The organism is Sphingomonas sp. PAMC 26621, from assembly GCF_000251145.1.
In the GTDB taxonomy this organism is placed as follows: Bacteria; Pseudomonadota; Alphaproteobacteria; order Sphingomonadales; family Sphingomonadaceae; genus Sphingomonas.
The window spans coordinates 1-16,310 of sequence record NZ_AIDW01000027.1 but is presented as its reverse complement, the minus strand read 5'-3'; the positions used below and the strand labels follow the sequence as shown (position 1 = coordinate 16,310).

The following is a 16,310-nucleotide window of genomic DNA, read 5'->3' as shown; positions in this document are numbered from 1 at the left end:
AGGCGGCGTGACCGCCCCTCGCTCCGCGTACCTTTATTTCGCGCGGCCAGCGCCATGGCGCAGCCGGCCGCGCGTCCGGAGACAATTACATGACCACGCGTATGCTGATCGACGCACGCCACCGGGAAGAGACCCGCGTTGCTGTCGTCAAGGGAAACCGGATCGAAGAGTTTGATTTCGAATCCGCTGAGCGCAAGCAGCTCAAGGGAAATATCTATCTCGCCAAGGTGACGCGCGTCGAGCCGTCGCTCCAGGCCGCGTTCATCGATTACGGCGGCAACCGCCACGGCTTCCTCGCTTTCAGCGAAATCCACCCCGATTACTATCAGATCCCCAAGGAAGATCGCGACGCGCTCCTGCGCGAAGAGGCCGAGCACGCCGCTGAAGAAGCTGCGTTGCGCGCCCAGCAGGACGCCGAGGACGATCTCGAGGGCGACGACGAAGGGTTCGAGTCCGACGAGGAAGCGATCGAGCGCTACGACGACGATGGCGGGCATGAGTCGGAGGAGAATATCCCCGACCGCGAAGTCGCGTCCGAGGGCGAGAATCCCGGCGAGGGCCGTGGCCGTCGCCGCCGCAAGCGTTCGGCATCGGACGATGCCGCCGACGATCTGCGCGAGCGTCGCACCAACTTGCGGCATCGCTACAAGATCCAGGACGTCATCCGCCGTCGGCAGGTTCTGCTCGTCCAGGTCGTCAAGGAAGAACGCGGCAACAAGGGCGCCGCACTGACCAGCTATCTGTCGCTGGCGGGGCGCTATTGCGTGCTGATGCCCAACACGTCGCACGGCGGCGGGATCAGCCGCAAGATTTCGAACGCGGGCGATCGCAAGCGGTTGAAGTCGATCATGGCGGACATGAAGCTGCCGCCGTCGATGGGCTGCATCGTGCGGACCGCTGGCCTCCAGCGCACGCGCCAGGAGATCAAGCGCGACTTCGATTATCTCGCCCGGCTGTGGGACGGGATCCGCGAGACGACGCTGTCGTCCTCCGCGCCCGCGCTCGTTTACGGCGACAGCGACCTGATGAAGCGCGCGATCCGCGACATCTACAATCGCGAGATCGACGAGGTCATCGTCGAGGGCACCGAAGGCTATCAGCACGCCAAGGATTTCATGCGGCTGCTGATGCCGAGCCATGCGCGCAAGGTGAAGCATTACAGCGACCCCGTGCCGCTGTTCCAGCGCGCGGGCGTCGAGGAGCAGCTTTCCGCGATGTATCACCCGGTGGTCCAGCTCAAGTCGGGCGGTTACCTCGTCATCAACCCGACCGAGGCTTTGGTGTCGATCGACATCAACTCGGGTCGTTCGACCCGCGAGCATTCGATCGAGCAGACCGCGACCGCGACCAACCTCGAGGCCGCTGCCGAGATCGCGCGCCAGTTGCGCTTGCGCGACATGGCGGGTCTTGTCGTGATCGACTTCATCGACATGGACAACGGCTCGAACGTCCGCAAGGTCGAGAAGGCGATGAAGGAAGCGCTGAAAAACGATCGCGCACGCATCCAGATCGGGCGCATTTCTTCGTTCGGGCTGATGGAAATGAGCCGTCAGCGGTTGCGAACCGGCGTGCTGGAAGCGTCAACGCGGCCGTGCCCGCATTGCGAAGGGTCGGGCTTCGTCCGCACCGCCTCGTCCTCGGGCCTGTCGGCACTGCGTCTGCTCGAGGACGAAGCCGCGCAGGGTCGTGGGTCGCAGCTTCTGCTCCGCGCGAGCCAGGAAGCGGCGTTCTACCTGCTCAACCGCAAGCGTGGCGAACTGGCTGAGATCGAAGAGCGTTACGGCGTGATGATCGAAGTCTCGCCCGACGGCGAGCAGGAAGGCGCGCGGATGTCGGTCGAGGTCTCCGGACCGCCGCCCGCCTACACGCCGCGTTTCGACGCGCCGATCGAGGAAATCGAGGAAGATTTCATCGAGGAGGAAGAGGAAGAGATCGAGGACGCGATCGAGGAAGAGGACGAGCCCAAGGCCGTCCGCGAGCCGCGCGAGCGTCCCGAGCGCGCCGAGCGTGCGGGCGACGACGACAGCGGTTCGCGCCGTCGTCGCCGCCGTCGCGGCCGTCGCGGTCGCAATCGTCCCGAGGGTGAGGGCGAGGTCGAGGGTTCGTCCGAGGGCGAGATTGACGGCGAGATGCTGGCGGACACCGACGAGGATCTCGGTGACGCGGTGGCGGAAGCGTCCGATGTCGCAGAGTTGCTCGGTGCCGACGTCTCGGTTGAGACCGATGGCGACGATAGCGCAGCGAGCGCCGAAGGCGATGCGGCAGCGGGCGAGGGCGGCAAGCGCCGCCGCGGTCGTCGCGGTCGTCGTGGTGGTCGTCGCGCCGAGGGCGAGCAGACCTCTGCCGAACAGGCTGGCGTCGAACAGGCTGGCGTCGCGCCGTCCACGGACGACGCATTCGGCGAAGCACAGCCGGTCGAGGCGGTTGCGGATCTGCCCGCAGTCGACGTCGAAACGATGGTCGCGCTGACCGAGGCGGAAGCCCCGGCCGACGTCGCGGTCGAGGAGGAGGCCCCCAAGAAGGGGCGTCGTCGCCCGAAGGCGCGCAAGCCCGAGACCGCCGCCAAGCCGGCGGCCAAGGCTGCCGTTGTCGAAGCGCCGGTCGCCGAGACCCCGGTGGTCGAGGCCCCCGCCGTCGACGCGGAGGCAGACGCCAAGCCCAAGCGCCGTCGCACCAAGAAGCCTGCGGTCGCCGAGGCCCCTGCGGAAGCGGTCGTCGAAGCTCCGGTCGCGCCGGTTGCCGATGAAGCGCCCGCCAAGCCCAAGCGCACGCGTCGCCCCAAGGCGAAGGCCGATGGTGCGGCCGAGGCGCCGGTTGCGGACAGCAGTCCGGCCATCGCGCCGGTCGCAGCGGTCGAACAGACCCCGGCGATCGCGCCTGCCCCGGCAGCCGAGCCCGCGGCCGAACCCGTCAGCGAGCACGAGGCTCCGGCCCCGGCGCCGACCGCGATCGATCCCGATCCGGGCGAGGCGGGCACCCCGCGCCGCGGCTGGTGGCAGCGCACCTTCGGCGCCTAACCCCGATTCGCGTCCCCTGGCATTTCGCCAGGGGACGCGGGTTCCTCAAGACCGATCAGCGGCGACACGCCGCTCTCCGACCGATCCAGCATCGCTGCCACGCGCCGATGCGGCCAGTCCGCCCGACATCGCGCACCAACCACCCCTGATAATCCGGCGTCAGACGCCGCTTCGTTTCGCGCGGAGCAATCTCGACATTTGAGAGTTTCAGCCCCGCAACGACCCGAGTCGGTGCTCGGTTCACCGTGTCGGTCTTCGTCAGATAAAGGATCAAACAATCGCTATCGAACGGCAGCGCATCGAAAACGGAGGACTGATCGTCTTCCTCGTGCTGATCACCATCGGACTGGGTCTGGTCGTCACCACCTTCATGGGCGCGCTCCTCTGGTCGACGCTGGCCGCGATCCTGTTCCAGCCGTTGTTCCAGCGGCTGCTCGCGCACTGGCCCGGGCGGCGCAACCGCGCCGCGCTGGTCACGTTGCTGGTGATCACGGTTGCGGTGATCATCCCTGCGCTGATCGTGGGCAGCATGGTCGTCGACCAGGCCGCCGGCGTCTACGGCCAGTTCCGCTCGGGGCAGATCAATGTCGCGTCGTATTTCGAGCAGGTCCACGACGCCTTGCCGCAACGGCTCCAGCAGGTGCTCGACAATAGCGGTTTCGGCAGCTTCGAGCGGGCGCAGGCGCAACTTTCCGAGGCGATCAGCAACAGCGCGGGCATGCTGGCGCGGCGCGCGTTCTCGATCGGCGCGAATGCGGCGGCGTTCGTGCTGGCGTTCGGCGTCGGTCTCTACGTCACGTTTTTCCTGCTGCGCGACGGCGAGCGGCTTGGCCCGGCGGTGGTCGGCGCGCTGCCGCTCGAACACCGCGTGGCGACGCGCCTGGCGGACAAGTTTGTGACGGTCGCGCGCGCCACCATAAAGGGGTCGGTCGTCGTGGCGTTGGTGCAAGGGGCGCTCGGCGCGGTCACCTTCTGGATCGTCGGGCTGCCGGCGGCCTTGCTGTGGGGCGTGCTGATGGCGATCGCGGCGTTGCTGCCCGCGATCGGCCCGGCGATCATCTGGGGGCCGGTCGCGATCTACCTGTTCGCCACCGGGGCGATCTGGCAAGCGGGCGTGGTCATCGCATCGGGCGTGCTGGTGATCGGCCTCGCCGACAACATCCTGCGACCGATGCTGGTCGGGCGCGACACCGGCATCCCGGACTGGCTCGTGCTGGTGACGACGCTGGGCGGGATCGAACTGGTCGGCTTGAGCGGGATCGTCGTCGGTCCGATCGTCGGCGCGCTGTTCCTGACCGGATTGGGCATCCTCACCGAAAAGCGGCTGGGGACACGCGCTGCCGAGGAGCCGGCGAGGTCGCCGTCGCAGGCTGATCCCGGAAGCTGAGGTTGGGTGGATCGCCGCGGGGCTTCGGTACGCAATCCCCCGGTCTTCACCCGCCATTCAGCCGCGCCCGTCCATCGCCGCCATGGTTGCCCGCCCGCGCAAACTCGGAGATAGGAGAAGCATGAAGCGGTACATCGCGGGACTCGCGGCCTCCCTCCTGCTCGTGGCGCAACCCGCCGTCGCACAATCGATCCTGCGCGATGCCGAGACCGAGGCGATGTTCAACGACATGTCGCTGCCGCTGATTAAGGCGGCGGGCCTGTCGCCCGCGGCGGTCAAGGTCGTCCTCATCAACGACGATTCGATCAACGCCTTCACCGCTGGCGGGCAGACGATCTATGTCCATTCGGGGCTGATCCAGGCCGCCGACAATGCCAACCAGGTCCAGGGCGTCATCGCGCACGAGCTCGGCCACGTCGCCGACGGGCACGTCGTGCTGATGGACGGCGGCGCGCGCCCCGCGATGGGGATCTCGATCCTCAGCATGGTGCTCGGTGTCGCGGCGATCGCGGCGGGCGCGCCCGAGGCGGGGGCAGGCATCCTGTCGGCGGGCACCAGCGCCGCGCAGGGCAAGTTCCTCGCTTACACCCGCGTCCAGGAATCAACCGCGGATGCGACGGGTGCCAAGTTCCTGCGCGAGTCCGGCGTTTCGGGGAAGGGCATGCTGACCTTCTTCAAGAAGCTGCAGAACGAGGAATATGCCTATGGGCTCAACAACATCGACCCGTTCGCGCAAAGCCATCCGCTGTCCGGCGAACGCATCGCCAACCTGACCGCCGACGTCCAGGCCTCGCCTGCCTACAACACCAGGCCCGACCCCGGCCTCGAGGAGCGGTTTAAGCGGGTCAAGGCCAAGCTGATGGGCTATGTCGCCGACCCCAAGGCGACGCTCAACACCTATCCCGAGCAGGATCAGAGCGTCTACGCGCATTATGCGCGCGCTTATGCATGGCACAAATCGGGCTATCCCGAGAAGGCGGATGCCGAGGCGACCGCGCTGATCAAGGCAGCCCCGCACGACCCGTATTTCCTCGAGATCCAGGGGCAGATCCTGCTCGAGGCGGGCAGGCCGGTCGCGGCGCTGGCACCGCTGCGCGAGGCGACCGACCTGTCGCGCAACAGCCCGCTGATCGCGACCACCTTCGGCCACGCGCTGATCGCGACCGAGGACAAGGCGAATTACCCCGAAGCGATCAAGGTGTTGCGCCAGTCGGTGGCGCGCGACGACGACAATCCGTTCGCCTGGTATCAGCTCGGCACGGTCTATGAGGCGTCGGGCGACCAGACCCGCGCGTTGCTCGCGACCGCCGAGCAGGCGAGCCTGACCGGCGACCAGCGTACCGCTGCCTATAGTGCGCGCGGCGCGATGCAGGGCTTGCCGCCCAATTCGACCGACTGGATCCGCGCGCAGGACATTGCGCTGGCCGCCCAGAACGAAATGTCCGACAACCCCAAGAAATATAAGAAAAGACGCTGATGCGCCCTTATGCAGGTTCCTTCGCGGTGGCGTTCGTCGCCGCCATTCTCGGCGCGGCGCTGTTCTGGGCGGCCGAACGGCTGATCCCCGCAAGCGCTCCGGACGCGGCGCGGACCGAACAGGTTGTCCACGATTACCTGCTCGCGCACCCCGAGATCATCCCGCAGGCGATGGACGCGCTGCGCGACCGCGCGCACGCCGACGTGATCTCGGCGAACCGCGACGCGATCCTCAAGCCGTTCGGCAGCGCGTGGCAGGGGAGTTCCAACCCCGACGTCACGCTGGTCGAATATTACGACTATAATTGCGGCTATTGCCGCGCCAGCCTGCCGACGATCGCGGCGCTGCTCAAGAGCGACCCGAAACTTCGCATCGTGTTCCGCGAATTCCCCGTGTTGAGCGATGCGAGTGTCGATGCCGCGCGGATGAGCCTCGCGGCGGCGCAGCAGGGCAAGTTCAAGCCGTTCCACGACGCGCTCTACGCGGCGGGCCCGGTGTCGGGCGCGACGATTGCGGCGTCGGCCCGGACGGCGGGCGTCGACCTCGCCAAGGCGGCCGCGTTCAGCCCGCAGGCTGAGGCCGAGATCGCGTCCAACATGGGTGTTGCGCGGCAATTGGGGCTGACCGGCACGCCGAGCTGGGTGATCGGCAACACCGTCGTATCGTCGGCGCTGACGCTCGACGCCCTGCAGAAGGCGGTCGCGGCGGCGCGCGCGGCGAAGTAACGCCGGACCGGCCGTCCGCCGGTGGGGACGGTGGGCGTGAACCGGAGGCGGCGTCCGGCGTTGGGGGACCATCCTCCAGTGCGAGACGCCTCATGCCCACCGACCGCCCGAAAATCATCTGCCACATGACGTCCTCGCTCGACGGTGGCCTCCACCCGAGCCGCTATACGACGAGCCCTGACGGAACATCCAAGGACTGGACCGCGCTCTACGAGCAACTCCACGACGACATGGATGCGGACGGCTGGATCGTCGGCCGCGTGACGATGGCGGAAATGGCGAAGGGCGACCCTGCGGCCGCACCTGCGGATGCAACGGTCGAACGCCCCGTCCACATCGCGAACCCAGCCGCGGAAAGCTACGCGGTGACGGTCGATCGTTCGGCGAAGCTGCATTTCGGCACGGGCGATGTGGGCGGCGATCATGTCGTCGTGCTGCTGGGCGGGGACGTTAGCGACGCGCATCTGGCCGAACTCGCGGCAAGCGGGGTCTCCTATGTCGTGTCCGACGGGGCCGAGATCGCTCTTCCCGCCGCGCTCGCTACGCTGAAGCGCGATTTTGGGATCGAGACGCTGCTGCTCGAAGGCGGGGGCGGGATCAACGGGACGTTCCTTGCCGCGGGACTGGTCGACGAACTGAGCGTCGTGGTGACGCCCGCGCTTGACGGCGGGGCCGGGGCGGAAAGCATCGTCAAGTTCGATGACGGGCTGAAGGGCAAGGTTACGCTCTCGCTGACCGGCTGCGAGCAACTAGCGCATGGCGTCGTCCACCTGCGCTATGCGGTGGCGATGGCCTGAACGGTCCCTATCCGTACACCTCCCCGGCGAAGGCTGGGGCCCAAGAGCGATCGCGGTGGTAACGAAGCGCCACCACCCGCACTCTTCTGTTCCGCTCCTGGGCCCCGGCCTTCGCCGGGGAAGCAGGTTGCGACGGCGGCGGCTGGACGACCCCCCAACCTTGTTGCCACGCAACGCCAACCCTATCTCCCGGTTCAGGAAACGGGGGCTTGATGGACAGCATACTTTCGGTCGCGGGGGTCTCGAAGACCTACGCATCAGGCCAGCACGCGCTCCAGCCGATCGATCTGTCGATCAACCGTGGCGAGATCTTCGCGCTGCTTGGCCCCAATGGCGCGGGCAAGACCACGCTCATCTCGATCATCTGCGGGATCGTCACCCCCACCACCGGCAGCGTGACGGTGCTCGGCCATGACGCGCTCACCGACTTCCGCAGCGCACGCCGCGCGATCGGGCTGGTGCCGCAGGAACTGTCGGTCGACATGTTCGAGACCGTGATCGCCACCGTCCGCTTCAGCCGCCGCCTGTTCGGGCGCGGGGCGAACGAGGCGCATCTCGAACAGGTGCTGCGTGACCTTTCCTTGTGGGACAAGCGCGACGCCAAGATCATGACGCTGTCGGGCGGGATGAAGCGCCGCGTGCTGATCGCCAAGGCGCTCGCGCACGAACCCGACATCCTGTTCCTCGACGAACCCACCGCCGGGGTCGACGTCGCGCTGCGGCGCGACATGTGGAAGCTCGTCCACCGGCTCCGCGAGAAGGGCACGACGATCATCCTGACGACGCATTACATCGAGGAGGCCGAGGAAATGGCCGACCGGGTCGGCGTCATCAACAAGGGGCAGCTGATCCTGGTCGAGGGCAAGGCCGAGCTGATGAAGAAGCTCGGCAAGCGCCAGATGTTGATTTCGCTGCAGGAACCGCTGTCCACGCTCCCCGCCGCGCTGTCCGACTGGGACGTCTCGCTCGAGAATGACGACCGGACGCTGCGCTACGTCTTCGATGCGCAGGCCGAGCATACCGGCATCCCTTCGCTGCTGCGCAAGCTTGGCGAACTCGGGATCGGGTTCAAGGATCTCGAGACCTCGAAATCGAGCCTCGAGGATATTTTCGTCGACCTGGTCGAGAAGAAGGACGCGGCATGAGCGGCACCGACAAAGCCCCCGCGATCAATTTCAACGGGATCTGGGCGATCTACCGGTTCGAGATGGCGCGCGCGCTGCGCACCCTGTGGCAAAGCCTCGTCACCCCGGTCATCACCACCTCGCTCTATTTCGTCGTGTTCGGCGGCGCGATCGGGTCGCGGATTAGCACGGTCGGCGGGGTCGGGTACGGCAGCTTCATCGTGCCGGGCCTCATCATGCTCTCGCTGCTGACGCAGAGCATCGCCAATGCCTCGATCGGCATCTATTTTCCCAAGTTCACCGGTACGATGTTCGAACTGCTCTCCGCGCCGGTCTCGGCGATGGAGATGGTGGTAGGCTATGTCGGTGCAGCCGCAACCAAGTCGATGGTGATCGGGCTGATCATCCTCGCGACCGCGGCGCTGTTCGTGCCGCTCGAGATCGTCCACCCGCTCGCGATGATCGCGTTCCTGATCCTGACCAGCGTGACGTTCAGCCTGTTCGGCTTCATCATCGGGATCTGGGCGAAGGGGTTCGAGCAGCTCAACTTCATCCCCGCCTTGCTGATCACCCCGCTGACCTTCCTCGGCGGCGCGTTCTATTCGATCGACATGCTGCCGCAGCCGTGGCGGACGGTCAGCCTGTTCAACCCGGTGGTCTATCTGGTGAGCGGGTTTCGCTGGGCGTTCTTCGACAAGGGCGACGTGTCGGTCGGGCTGAGCCTTGGCGTGACCGCGCTGTTCCTGGTCGCGTGCCTCGGCGTCGTGGGGTGGATCTTCCGGAGCGGGTGGCGGCTGAAGAACTGAGGCATCGGTTCGCGACCGACGCCTAGCCAATGCGCCCGACCCTTGCTCCTAGCCCCCGTTTCGATAGAGCCCCCGCCATGCCCCCCGATCCCCTTCCCGCGTTCGATCCCGCCCGTTTCAGCCGTCTTGGTGTCGGCGGGCACGGCGGGTTGCTGGGCCTCAGCTATCACGCGCACGGCCCCGACTGGTGCGAGCTGCAACTCCCCTATCGCGACGATCTCGTCGGCGATCCCGATAGCGGCGTGCTCGCGTCGGGGCCGATCCTGACGATGATGGACATGGCAACCAGCCTCGCGGTGTGGACCCGGCTCGGCACGTTCCGCCCGCACGCGACGCTTGATCTCCGGATCGATTACCTGCGCCCCGCAACGCCGGGCAAGACCGTGATCGGCCGCGGCGAATGTTATCGCATCACGCGCTCGATCTCGTTCGTGCGCGGCCAGGCGCATGACGGCGACCCGGCCGATCCGCTCGCGCATGTCGCGGGCACCTTCATGTTCACGGACGCCGCCTGATGCTCCCGCCTTATGCCCGGACGCTCGGGATCGAGGTTGCCGCGGGCGACGATCCGATCCTGCTGACGATGCCGTTCGGCCAGGCGCTGACCGGGCGACCCGGCTGGCTCCACGGCGGCGCGATCGGCGGGTTGCTCGAGATGGCGGCGATCGTCGCGGTGCGGCAGGCGCTCGCCGACGATGGCGGCGGGCAAATCAAGCCAATCAACGTCACGGTCGATTACATGCGCGGCGGGCGCGACAAGCCGACCTTCGCGCGCGGGACGGTGACGCGGCTCGGCGGCAGGGTCGCCAATGTCGAGGCGATCGCGTGGCAGGACGACCCCGCCAAGCCGATTGCGGCGGCGCGGATGAACTACCTGATCGCGCGGGGATGATGCCGCGCGGCCCGCTTCCCCTCGTGATCGCGGTGGTGGTGCTGCTCGCGGGGTGTTCGTCGGACGACAAGGAAGCGCGCCGCCGTGCCGCCGGTCCCGCGCCGACGGTGGAATCCTACGCACGGGTCGCCAGCGCAGCCGCCGGGGCGCGGATCTTCACGCGCTGTTCCGCGTGCCATTCGGTCGGGCAGGGCGCGCCCGATCTCGGCGGGCCGAACCTGCACGGGGTGATCGGCGCGGAAATCGGCCAGAACCGCCCGCGCTTTGCCTATACCGCCGCGCTGCAGAACGTCGGCGGCAGATGGACTCGCGCGCGGCTGGATGCGTGGCTCGCCGATCCGCAGCGCTTCGCGCCCGGGACCGCGATGGCGTTCCCGGGGCTGGCCGATCCGCTCGATCGCGCGGACGTGATTGCCTATCTGGAAACGCAGCGGTGAGCGGAATCGGAACTGATCAGGGACCGGCTTCCGTTCGCTTCGAGCGAAGTCGAGAAGCCGCAACAGGCGCTGTGCCAGGTTTCTCGACTACGCTCGAAACGAACGGGTAAAAGCGGCGGCGTATCCGGGCGCGCGACCCGGCCTCCGCTACAGCGAGCGCCCGATCAGCTCCTTCATGATCTCGTTCGTCCCGCCGAAGATCCGCGTCACGCGTGCCGCGCGCCACGCCCGCGCGATCGGATATTCGTTCATATAGCCAGCGCCGCCGTGAAGCTGGAGGCAGGCGTCCATCACCTCCCATTGCAGATCGGTGTGCCACAGCTTGGCGGCGGCGCCCTCTTCGTTAGTCAGTTCGCCCTTCAGATGCCGCGTGATCGCCCAGTCGAGATGCGCCCAGCCGACCTGCAGCTTCGCCTTGAGGTCCGCGAGCACGAACCGCGTGTTCTGGAAGTCGAACACCATCCCCGCAAACGCCTTGCGCGTCTTGGTGAACTCGACCGTCTCGTCGAACGCCTTCTGCGCCGACGCATGGACCGACACCGCGATCGACAGCCGCTCCTGCGGGAGCTGGCTCATCAGATAGATGAAGCCTTTGCCCTCTTCGCCGAGGCAATTGGTCATCGGGACGCGGACATCCTCGAAGAACAGCTCGGAGGTGTCGGCGGCGTCCTGCCCGATCTTGTCGAGCTTGCGGCCCTTGCTGAACCCTTCGCGGTCGCTTTCGACCAGGATGATCGACATGCCCTTCCACGCGGGCTTGGCATCGGGATCGGTCTTGGCGACGACCAGCGTCAGATCGGTGTTCTGGCCGTTGGTGATGTACGTCTTGGACCCGTTGATGACATAGTGGTTGCCATCCTTCTTCGCGGTCGTGCGGATCGCCTGGAGGTCGGATCCAGTGCCGGGTTCGGTCATCGCGATCGCGGTGATCACCTCGCCCGAGACGAGCTTGGGGAGCCACTGCGCCTTCTGCTCTTCCGATCCGTAAGTCTCGAGATAGCCGCAGACGATGTCGGACTGGAGCGAGAAGCCCGCGGGCACGCCGTTATACGCCATCTCCTCATCGACGATCGCATTATAGCCGAAGTCGAGCCCGAGGCCGCCATACGCCTCGGGTACGGTCGGGCAGAGCATCCCGATCTCGCCCGCCTTGCGCCAGAAGTCCTTGGGGACGAGTCGTTCCTCCTCCCAGCGGTTGACGTGGGGGACGCCTTCCTTCTGCAGGAAGCTCCGCACCGTCTGGCGGAACGCCTCGTGATCTTCGGTATACGCAAAGCGGCCGGCGACGGAGTCGAGCGTCATCAGATCAGTCCTCTCTTGCAACCTTCTTTTGACGAGATGTGCGGGGGGATGACGCGAACGTCAATCACTATCGCGACAGCCCGCGCTCGACACGCCCGGGCAGGGGGGTATGCTAGGTCAAAATCGCAGGAGAGTTCATGAAACTGGCAAGCCTCAAGTCCGGCCGCGACGGCACCCTCGTCGTCGTGTCGAACGATCTCGCGTGGTATGCTGACGCCAGCCACATCGCCCCCACGCTGCAGGCGGCGCTCGATGACTGGGACCGGCTCGCCCCCGATCTCGCGAATCTCAGCACCGATCTCGAGCATGAGATGATTCCGATGCGGCGTTTCCACGAACATGCCGCCGCCGCGCCGCTGCCACGCGCGTATCAATGGGCGGACGGCTCGGCCTATGTGAACCACGTCGCCTTGGTGCGTCAGGCGCGCGCGGCGGAGATGCCCGACAGCTTCTGGCATGATCCGCTGATGTATCAGGGTGGGTCCGACGGGTTCCTCGGCCCGCGCGACGCGATCCCGCTCGCGGACGAGAGCTGGGGCTGCGATTTCGAGGGCGAGGTCGTCGTGGTGACGGGCGACGTGCCGCAGGGCGCAACGCGAGAAGAGGCACTGGCGGCGGTACGGCTGGTCGGGCTGACCAACGACGTGTCGCTGCGCAACCTGATCCCGGGCGAACTCGCCAAGGGCTTCGGTTTCTTCCAGTCCAAGCCAGCGAGCGCTTTCTCGCCGGTGTTCGTCACGCCGGAGTCGCTGGGTGACTCCTGGCAGGACGGCAAGCTCCACCGCACGCTGATGATCGACCTCAACGGCCAGCCGTTCGGGCGGGTCGCGGCGGGCGAGGACATGACCTTCGACTTCGGCACGTTGATCGCACATGCCGCCAAGACGCGCCCCCTGGGCGCGGGAACGATCGTCGGGTCGGGGACCGTCTCCAACCGCGATTCGGATGGCGGACCGGGCAAGCCGATCGCAGCGGGCGGCGTCGGCTATGCCTGCCTTGCCGAGGTGCGGACGGTCGAGACGATCCTCGAGGGGGGCGCGAAGACGCCGTTCCTCAAAGCAGGCGATACCGTGCGGATCTGGGCGGAGGACGACAAGCGGCACCCGATCTTCGGGGTGATCGAGCAGACGGTGGGGTGAGGTAGCGCGCGCTACCTTCCTTTCTTCATCTCAATCTTCATTTCTTCCCCGGCGAAGGCCGGGGCCCAGTAGCGCAGGTTGCTGTCATCGAGCGCAGCGTCACACAGAAACGCGCCCTCGACTGGGCCCCGGCCTTCGCCGGGGAAGGGATAAAGAAGACCGGCAAAACGACGGAACGCCACGGAAATTGCGCCACCCGGCGCAGACCCCCTCGCCAAGCCCCGCGAAATTTTATAACAACGCCGCGCATAGAACGAATCTGCCCGCTGGCCGTCGGCCGGAGAGGCGTCCGCTTGGAGAGTATATGGCACGCGACCCGGTCCCGGCCCATCTGAAGAAGAACCTGCCTCCGCTGTCGCTCTATGTGCCCGAACCCAAGTTCCGGCCCGGCGACGCGGTCGACTTCACGCAGGTTCCGATTCCCGCAGCGGGCGAAACCCGCCGCCCCGACATTGGCGATACGGCGCAGAGCTTTACCGATCTCGCGTATCAGCTGGTCCGTGTGCTCGACGAGGATGGCCAGGCGGTCGGCCCGTGGAACCCGCGGCTGTCCCCTGATACGCTGCGCGCGATGCTGCGCAGCATGCGCAGGTCCGTGCGTTTGACGAGCGCATGTTCCGCGCGCAGCGGCAGGGCAAGACGAGCTTCTACATGAAGTGCACCGGCGAGGAAGCGGTCGCGGTCGCGGCGGCCTATGCGCTGGATTACGAGGACATGTGCTTCCCGTCCTATCGCCAGCAGGGCCTGCTCATCGCGCGCAACTGGTCGATGGTCGACATGATGAACCAGATCTATTCGAACAGCGCGGACCGGTTGCAGGGCAAGCAGTTGCCGATCATGTATTCGGTCAAGGAAGCCGGCTTCTTCTCGATCTCGGGCAATCTCACCACCCAATATCCGCAAGCGGTCGGTTGGGCGATGGCGAGCGCGGCCAAGGGCGACACGCGGATCGCGGCGACCTGGTGCGGCGAGGGGTCGACCGCCGAGGGTGACTTCCACTCGGCCTGCACCTTCGCGAGCGTCTACCGCGCGCCGGTGATCTTCAACGTCGTCAACAACCAGTGGGCGATCTCGTCCTTCTCGGGCTTCGCCGGTGCGGAATCGACGACCTTCGCGGCACGTGCGGTCGGCTATGGCATTGCTGGCCTGCGCGTCGACGGCAATGACGCGCTCGCGGTCTATGCCGCGACCGCCTGGGCAGCGGAGCGCGCACGGACCAACCAGGGGCCGACGCTGATCGAGCATTTCACCTATCGCGCCGAAGGGCATTCGACCTCGGACGATCCGGGGCAGTACCGCTCGGCGGGCGAGCCGACGGCGTGGCCGCTCGGCGACCCGATCGCGCGGTTGAAGGCGCATCTGATCGCGCTCGGCGAATGGGACGAGGACCGCCACGCCGCGCAGGACAAGGAACTCGCCGAAATGGTCAAGGCCGCGCAGAAGCAGGCCGAGGCCAACGGCGTGCTCGGCCACGGCCTGCACCAGCCGCTCGACTCGCTGTTCGACGGCGTGTTCGAGGAGATGCCGTGGCATCTGAAGGAACAGCAGGCGCAAATGATCGCCGAGGAAACCGCCAGCGGCCGCCCGTGGGCGCGCAAGTGATGGGTGCGCATCATAGCGGCGCAGCCACCATGTCCTCCTTCTCTCTTCGTGGCTTTGTGCCTTCGTGCGAGTCAAAATTTCTCGCACAAAGCCACAAAGGCACGAAGAAGGTCTTTAGAGCCGCAGTCGCGGCGGGTGCAGCAGCATGACCGATTCGACTCGCATGAACATGATCCAGGCGATCAACTCCGCCATGGACGTGATGATGGACCGCGACCCCGACATCGTCGTGATGGGCGAGGACGTCGGCTATTTCGGCGGCGTGTTCCGCGCGACCGCCGGGCTCCAGAGCAAATACGGCAAGACCCGCGTGTTCGACACGCCGATCACCGAATGCGGCATCATCGGCGTCGCGGTCGGCATGGGGGCTTACGGCCTGCGCCCGGTCCCCGAGATCCAGTTCGCCGACTACATCTACCCCGCGCTCGACCAGTTGGTCAGCGAGGCGGCGCGGCTGCGCTATCGCTCGGCAGGGGAATTCACCGCGCCGATCACGGTGCGCTCGCCGTTCGGCGGCGGCATCTTCGGCGGGCAGACGCACAGCCAAAGCCCCGAGGGCATCTTTACGCATATCTCGGGCGTGAAGACGGTGATCCCCTCGACCCCGTATGACGCCAAGGGCCTGCTGATCGCGGCGATCGAGGACAATGATCCGACGATCTTCTTCGAACCCAAGCGGATCTACAACGGCCCGTTCGACGGCCATTGGGACAAGCCCACGCAGAACTGGTCGCAGCATCCCGCGGGCGAGGTGCCGACCGGCTATTACAAGATCGAACTCGGCAAGGCGAAGGTCGTGCGGCCCGGCGAAGCGCTGACGATCCTCGCCTACGGCACGATGGTCCACGTCGCGCTCGCGGTGATCGCGGAGGCCGGGGTCGACGCCGAGGTGATCGACCTGCGCACGCTGGTGCCGCTCGACATCGAGACGATCGCGGCATCGGTGGAGAAGACCGGGCGCTGCATGATCATCCACGAGGCGACGCGGACCAGCGGGTTCGGCGCGGAACTGTCGGCGCAGGTGCAGGAGCGCTGCTTCTATCACCTCGAAGCGCCGATCGAGCGCGTCACCGGGTTCGACACGCCCTATCCGCACAGCCTTGAATGGGCGTATTTCCCGGGTCCGGTCCGGATCGGCGAGGCGCTCAAGAAGATTATGAAGGACGCATAATGGCACGCTTTACCTTCAAGCTCCCCGACATCGGCGAAGGCATTTCCGAGGCGGAGATCGTCGCCTGGCACGTAAAGGTCGGCGAACGCGTCGAGGAGGACCAGCAGGTCGCCGACATGATGACCGACAAGGCGACCGTCGAGATGGAATCGCCGGTTTCGGGCGTAGTGGTCGAGCTGGCGGGCGAAGTCGGCGACCAGGTGTCTATCGGCGCGGCGCTGGTGGTGATCGAGACCGACGCCGACGTGTCGGCGGAGGAAGCGCCCGCGTTGCGCGTCGACGAGCCTGCGGAACTGAAGGCCGCGCCGGCGAGCGCGGAGCAGGTCGAGGTCGCGCAGCAATATGAGGCGGAGAATCCGGGCGTGGATGTTGCGGCTTCTTCTCCCTCTCCCCTCCGGGGAGAGGGGCAGCCACAAGCGCCAGCGCCCGATACT

14 protein-coding genes and 1 pseudogene are annotated in these 16,310 nt (G+C 66.7%); 14 read left to right on the top strand and 1 reads right to left on the bottom strand.

The genetic code is table 11. The annotated features are described in order from the left end of the window. Positions 1–89 precede the first annotated feature (89 nt). From RI03_RS15085 to RI03_RS15040, 10 genes are all read left to right on the top strand, one after another. Positions 90–3,017, top strand: a complete 2,928-nt coding sequence (locus RI03_RS15085) for an Rne/Rng family ribonuclease (RefSeq protein ID WP_010218320.1) — start codon at positions 90–92, stop codon at positions 3,015–3,017. Between the two features lie 328 nt (positions 3,018–3,345). After that, positions 3,346–4,404 (top strand): AI-2E family transporter, encoded by a 1,059-nt coding sequence (locus tag RI03_RS15080; protein WP_010218316.1) that lies wholly within the window; start codon positions 3,346–3,348, stop codon positions 4,402–4,404. 121 nt (positions 4,405–4,525) lie between these two features. Next, positions 4,526–5,881, top strand: coding sequence for a M48 family metalloprotease (locus tag RI03_RS15075; RefSeq protein ID WP_010218314.1), 1,356 nt, complete (start codon positions 4,526–4,528; stop codon positions 5,879–5,881). Further along, positions 5,881–6,606, top strand: coding sequence for a DsbA family protein (locus tag RI03_RS15070; protein ID WP_010218312.1), 726 nt, complete (start codon positions 5,881–5,883; stop codon positions 6,604–6,606). Before RI03_RS15075 ends, RI03_RS15070 begins: the two co-directional genes overlap by 1 nt. A 92-nt stretch (positions 6,607–6,698) precedes the next feature. Next, positions 6,699–7,403, top strand: a complete 705-nt coding sequence (locus tag RI03_RS15065) for a dihydrofolate reductase family protein (RefSeq protein WP_010218309.1) — start codon at positions 6,699–6,701, stop codon at positions 7,401–7,403. A 212-nt stretch (positions 7,404–7,615) separates the two neighbouring features. Continuing rightward, a complete protein-coding gene (locus RI03_RS15060) occupies positions 7,616–8,548 on the top strand; it encodes an ABC transporter ATP-binding protein (RefSeq protein WP_010218306.1) in 933 nt (310 codons plus the stop codon). After that, positions 8,545–9,333, top strand: coding sequence for an ABC transporter permease (locus RI03_RS15055; protein ID WP_010218303.1), 789 nt, complete (start codon positions 8,545–8,547; stop codon positions 9,331–9,333). Before RI03_RS15060 ends, RI03_RS15055 begins: the two co-directional genes overlap by 4 nt. 77 nt (positions 9,334–9,410) lie before the next feature. Then, positions 9,411–9,848, top strand: coding sequence for a PaaI family thioesterase (locus RI03_RS15050; RefSeq protein ID WP_010162344.1), 438 nt, complete (start codon positions 9,411–9,413; stop codon positions 9,846–9,848). Then, a complete protein-coding gene (locus tag RI03_RS15045; protein WP_010218300.1) occupies positions 9,848–10,225 on the top strand; it encodes a PaaI family thioesterase in 378 nt (125 codons plus the stop codon). The genes RI03_RS15050 and RI03_RS15045 overlap by 1 nt, the downstream gene beginning before the upstream one ends. Next, complete coding sequence (locus RI03_RS15040) at positions 10,222–10,662, top strand: c-type cytochrome (RefSeq protein WP_010218298.1); 441 nt, start codon at positions 10,222–10,224, stop codon at positions 10,660–10,662. The genes RI03_RS15045 and RI03_RS15040 overlap by 4 nt, the downstream gene beginning before the upstream one ends. A 147-nt stretch (positions 10,663–10,809) precedes the next feature. On the opposite strand, the gene RI03_RS15035 is transcribed toward RI03_RS15040, so the two are convergent. Further along, the gene (locus RI03_RS15035; protein ID WP_010162347.1) at positions 10,810–11,964 is read right to left on the bottom strand and encodes an acyl-CoA dehydrogenase family protein; all 1,155 of its coding nucleotides are present in this window, start codon (positions 11,962–11,964) and stop codon (positions 10,810–10,812) included. A gap of 137 nt (positions 11,965–12,101) precedes the next feature. Here RI03_RS15035 and RI03_RS15030 point away from each other — a divergent pair, with 137 nt between their 5' ends. From RI03_RS15030 to RI03_RS24720, 4 genes and pseudogenes are all read left to right on the top strand, one after another. Next, positions 12,102–13,103, top strand: a complete 1,002-nt coding sequence (locus RI03_RS15030) for a fumarylacetoacetate hydrolase family protein (protein WP_010218296.1) — start codon at positions 12,102–12,104, stop codon at positions 13,101–13,103. Positions 13,104–13,407: 304 nt separating this feature from the next. After that, positions 13,408–14,705: pseudogene (locus RI03_RS15025) on the top strand (3-methyl-2-oxobutanoate dehydrogenase (2-methylpropanoyl-transferring) subunit alpha). 163 nt (positions 14,706–14,868) lie between these two features. Continuing rightward, positions 14,869–15,876: an alpha-ketoacid dehydrogenase subunit beta gene (locus RI03_RS15020; RefSeq protein ID WP_010162350.1), complete on the top strand. Its 1,008-nt coding sequence runs from the start codon at positions 14,869–14,871 to the stop codon at positions 15,874–15,876. Further along, positions 15,876–16,310: biotin/lipoyl-containing protein (locus tag RI03_RS24720; protein WP_010218292.1), on the top strand; the 435-nt coding region annotated here is incomplete at its 3' end. The genes RI03_RS15020 and RI03_RS24720, both read left to right, overlap by 1 nt.

Coding starts and splice junctions, on each gene's coding strand:
- RI03_RS15040 (WP_010218298.1), top strand. CDS start 10,222: ATGATGCCGCGCGGCCCGCTTCCCCTCGTGATCGCGGTGGTGGTGCTG.
- RI03_RS15045 (WP_010218300.1), top strand. CDS start 9,848: ATGCTCCCGCCTTATGCCCGGACGCTCGGGATCGAGGTTGCCGCGGGC.
- RI03_RS15075 (WP_010218314.1), top strand. CDS start 4,526: ATGAAGCGGTACATCGCGGGACTCGCGGCCTCCCTCCTGCTCGTGGCG.
- RI03_RS15020 (WP_010162350.1), top strand. CDS start 14,869: ATGAACATGATCCAGGCGATCAACTCCGCCATGGACGTGATGATGGAC.
- RI03_RS15065 (WP_010218309.1), top strand. CDS start 6,699: ATGCCCACCGACCGCCCGAAAATCATCTGCCACATGACGTCCTCGCTC.
- RI03_RS15030 (WP_010218296.1), top strand. CDS start 12,102: ATGAAACTGGCAAGCCTCAAGTCCGGCCGCGACGGCACCCTCGTCGTC.
- RI03_RS15035 (WP_010162347.1), bottom strand. CDS start 11,964: ATGACGCTCGACTCCGTCGCCGGCCGCTTTGCGTATACCGAAGATCAC.
- RI03_RS15055 (WP_010218303.1), top strand. CDS start 8,545: ATGAGCGGCACCGACAAAGCCCCCGCGATCAATTTCAACGGGATCTGG.
- RI03_RS15085 (WP_010218320.1), top strand. CDS start 90: ATGACCACGCGTATGCTGATCGACGCACGCCACCGGGAAGAGACCCGC.
- RI03_RS15050 (WP_010162344.1), top strand. CDS start 9,411: ATGCCCCCCGATCCCCTTCCCGCGTTCGATCCCGCCCGTTTCAGCCGT.
- RI03_RS15060 (WP_010218306.1), top strand. CDS start 7,616: ATGGACAGCATACTTTCGGTCGCGGGGGTCTCGAAGACCTACGCATCA.
- RI03_RS15070 (WP_010218312.1), top strand. CDS start 5,881: ATGCGCCCTTATGCAGGTTCCTTCGCGGTGGCGTTCGTCGCCGCCATT.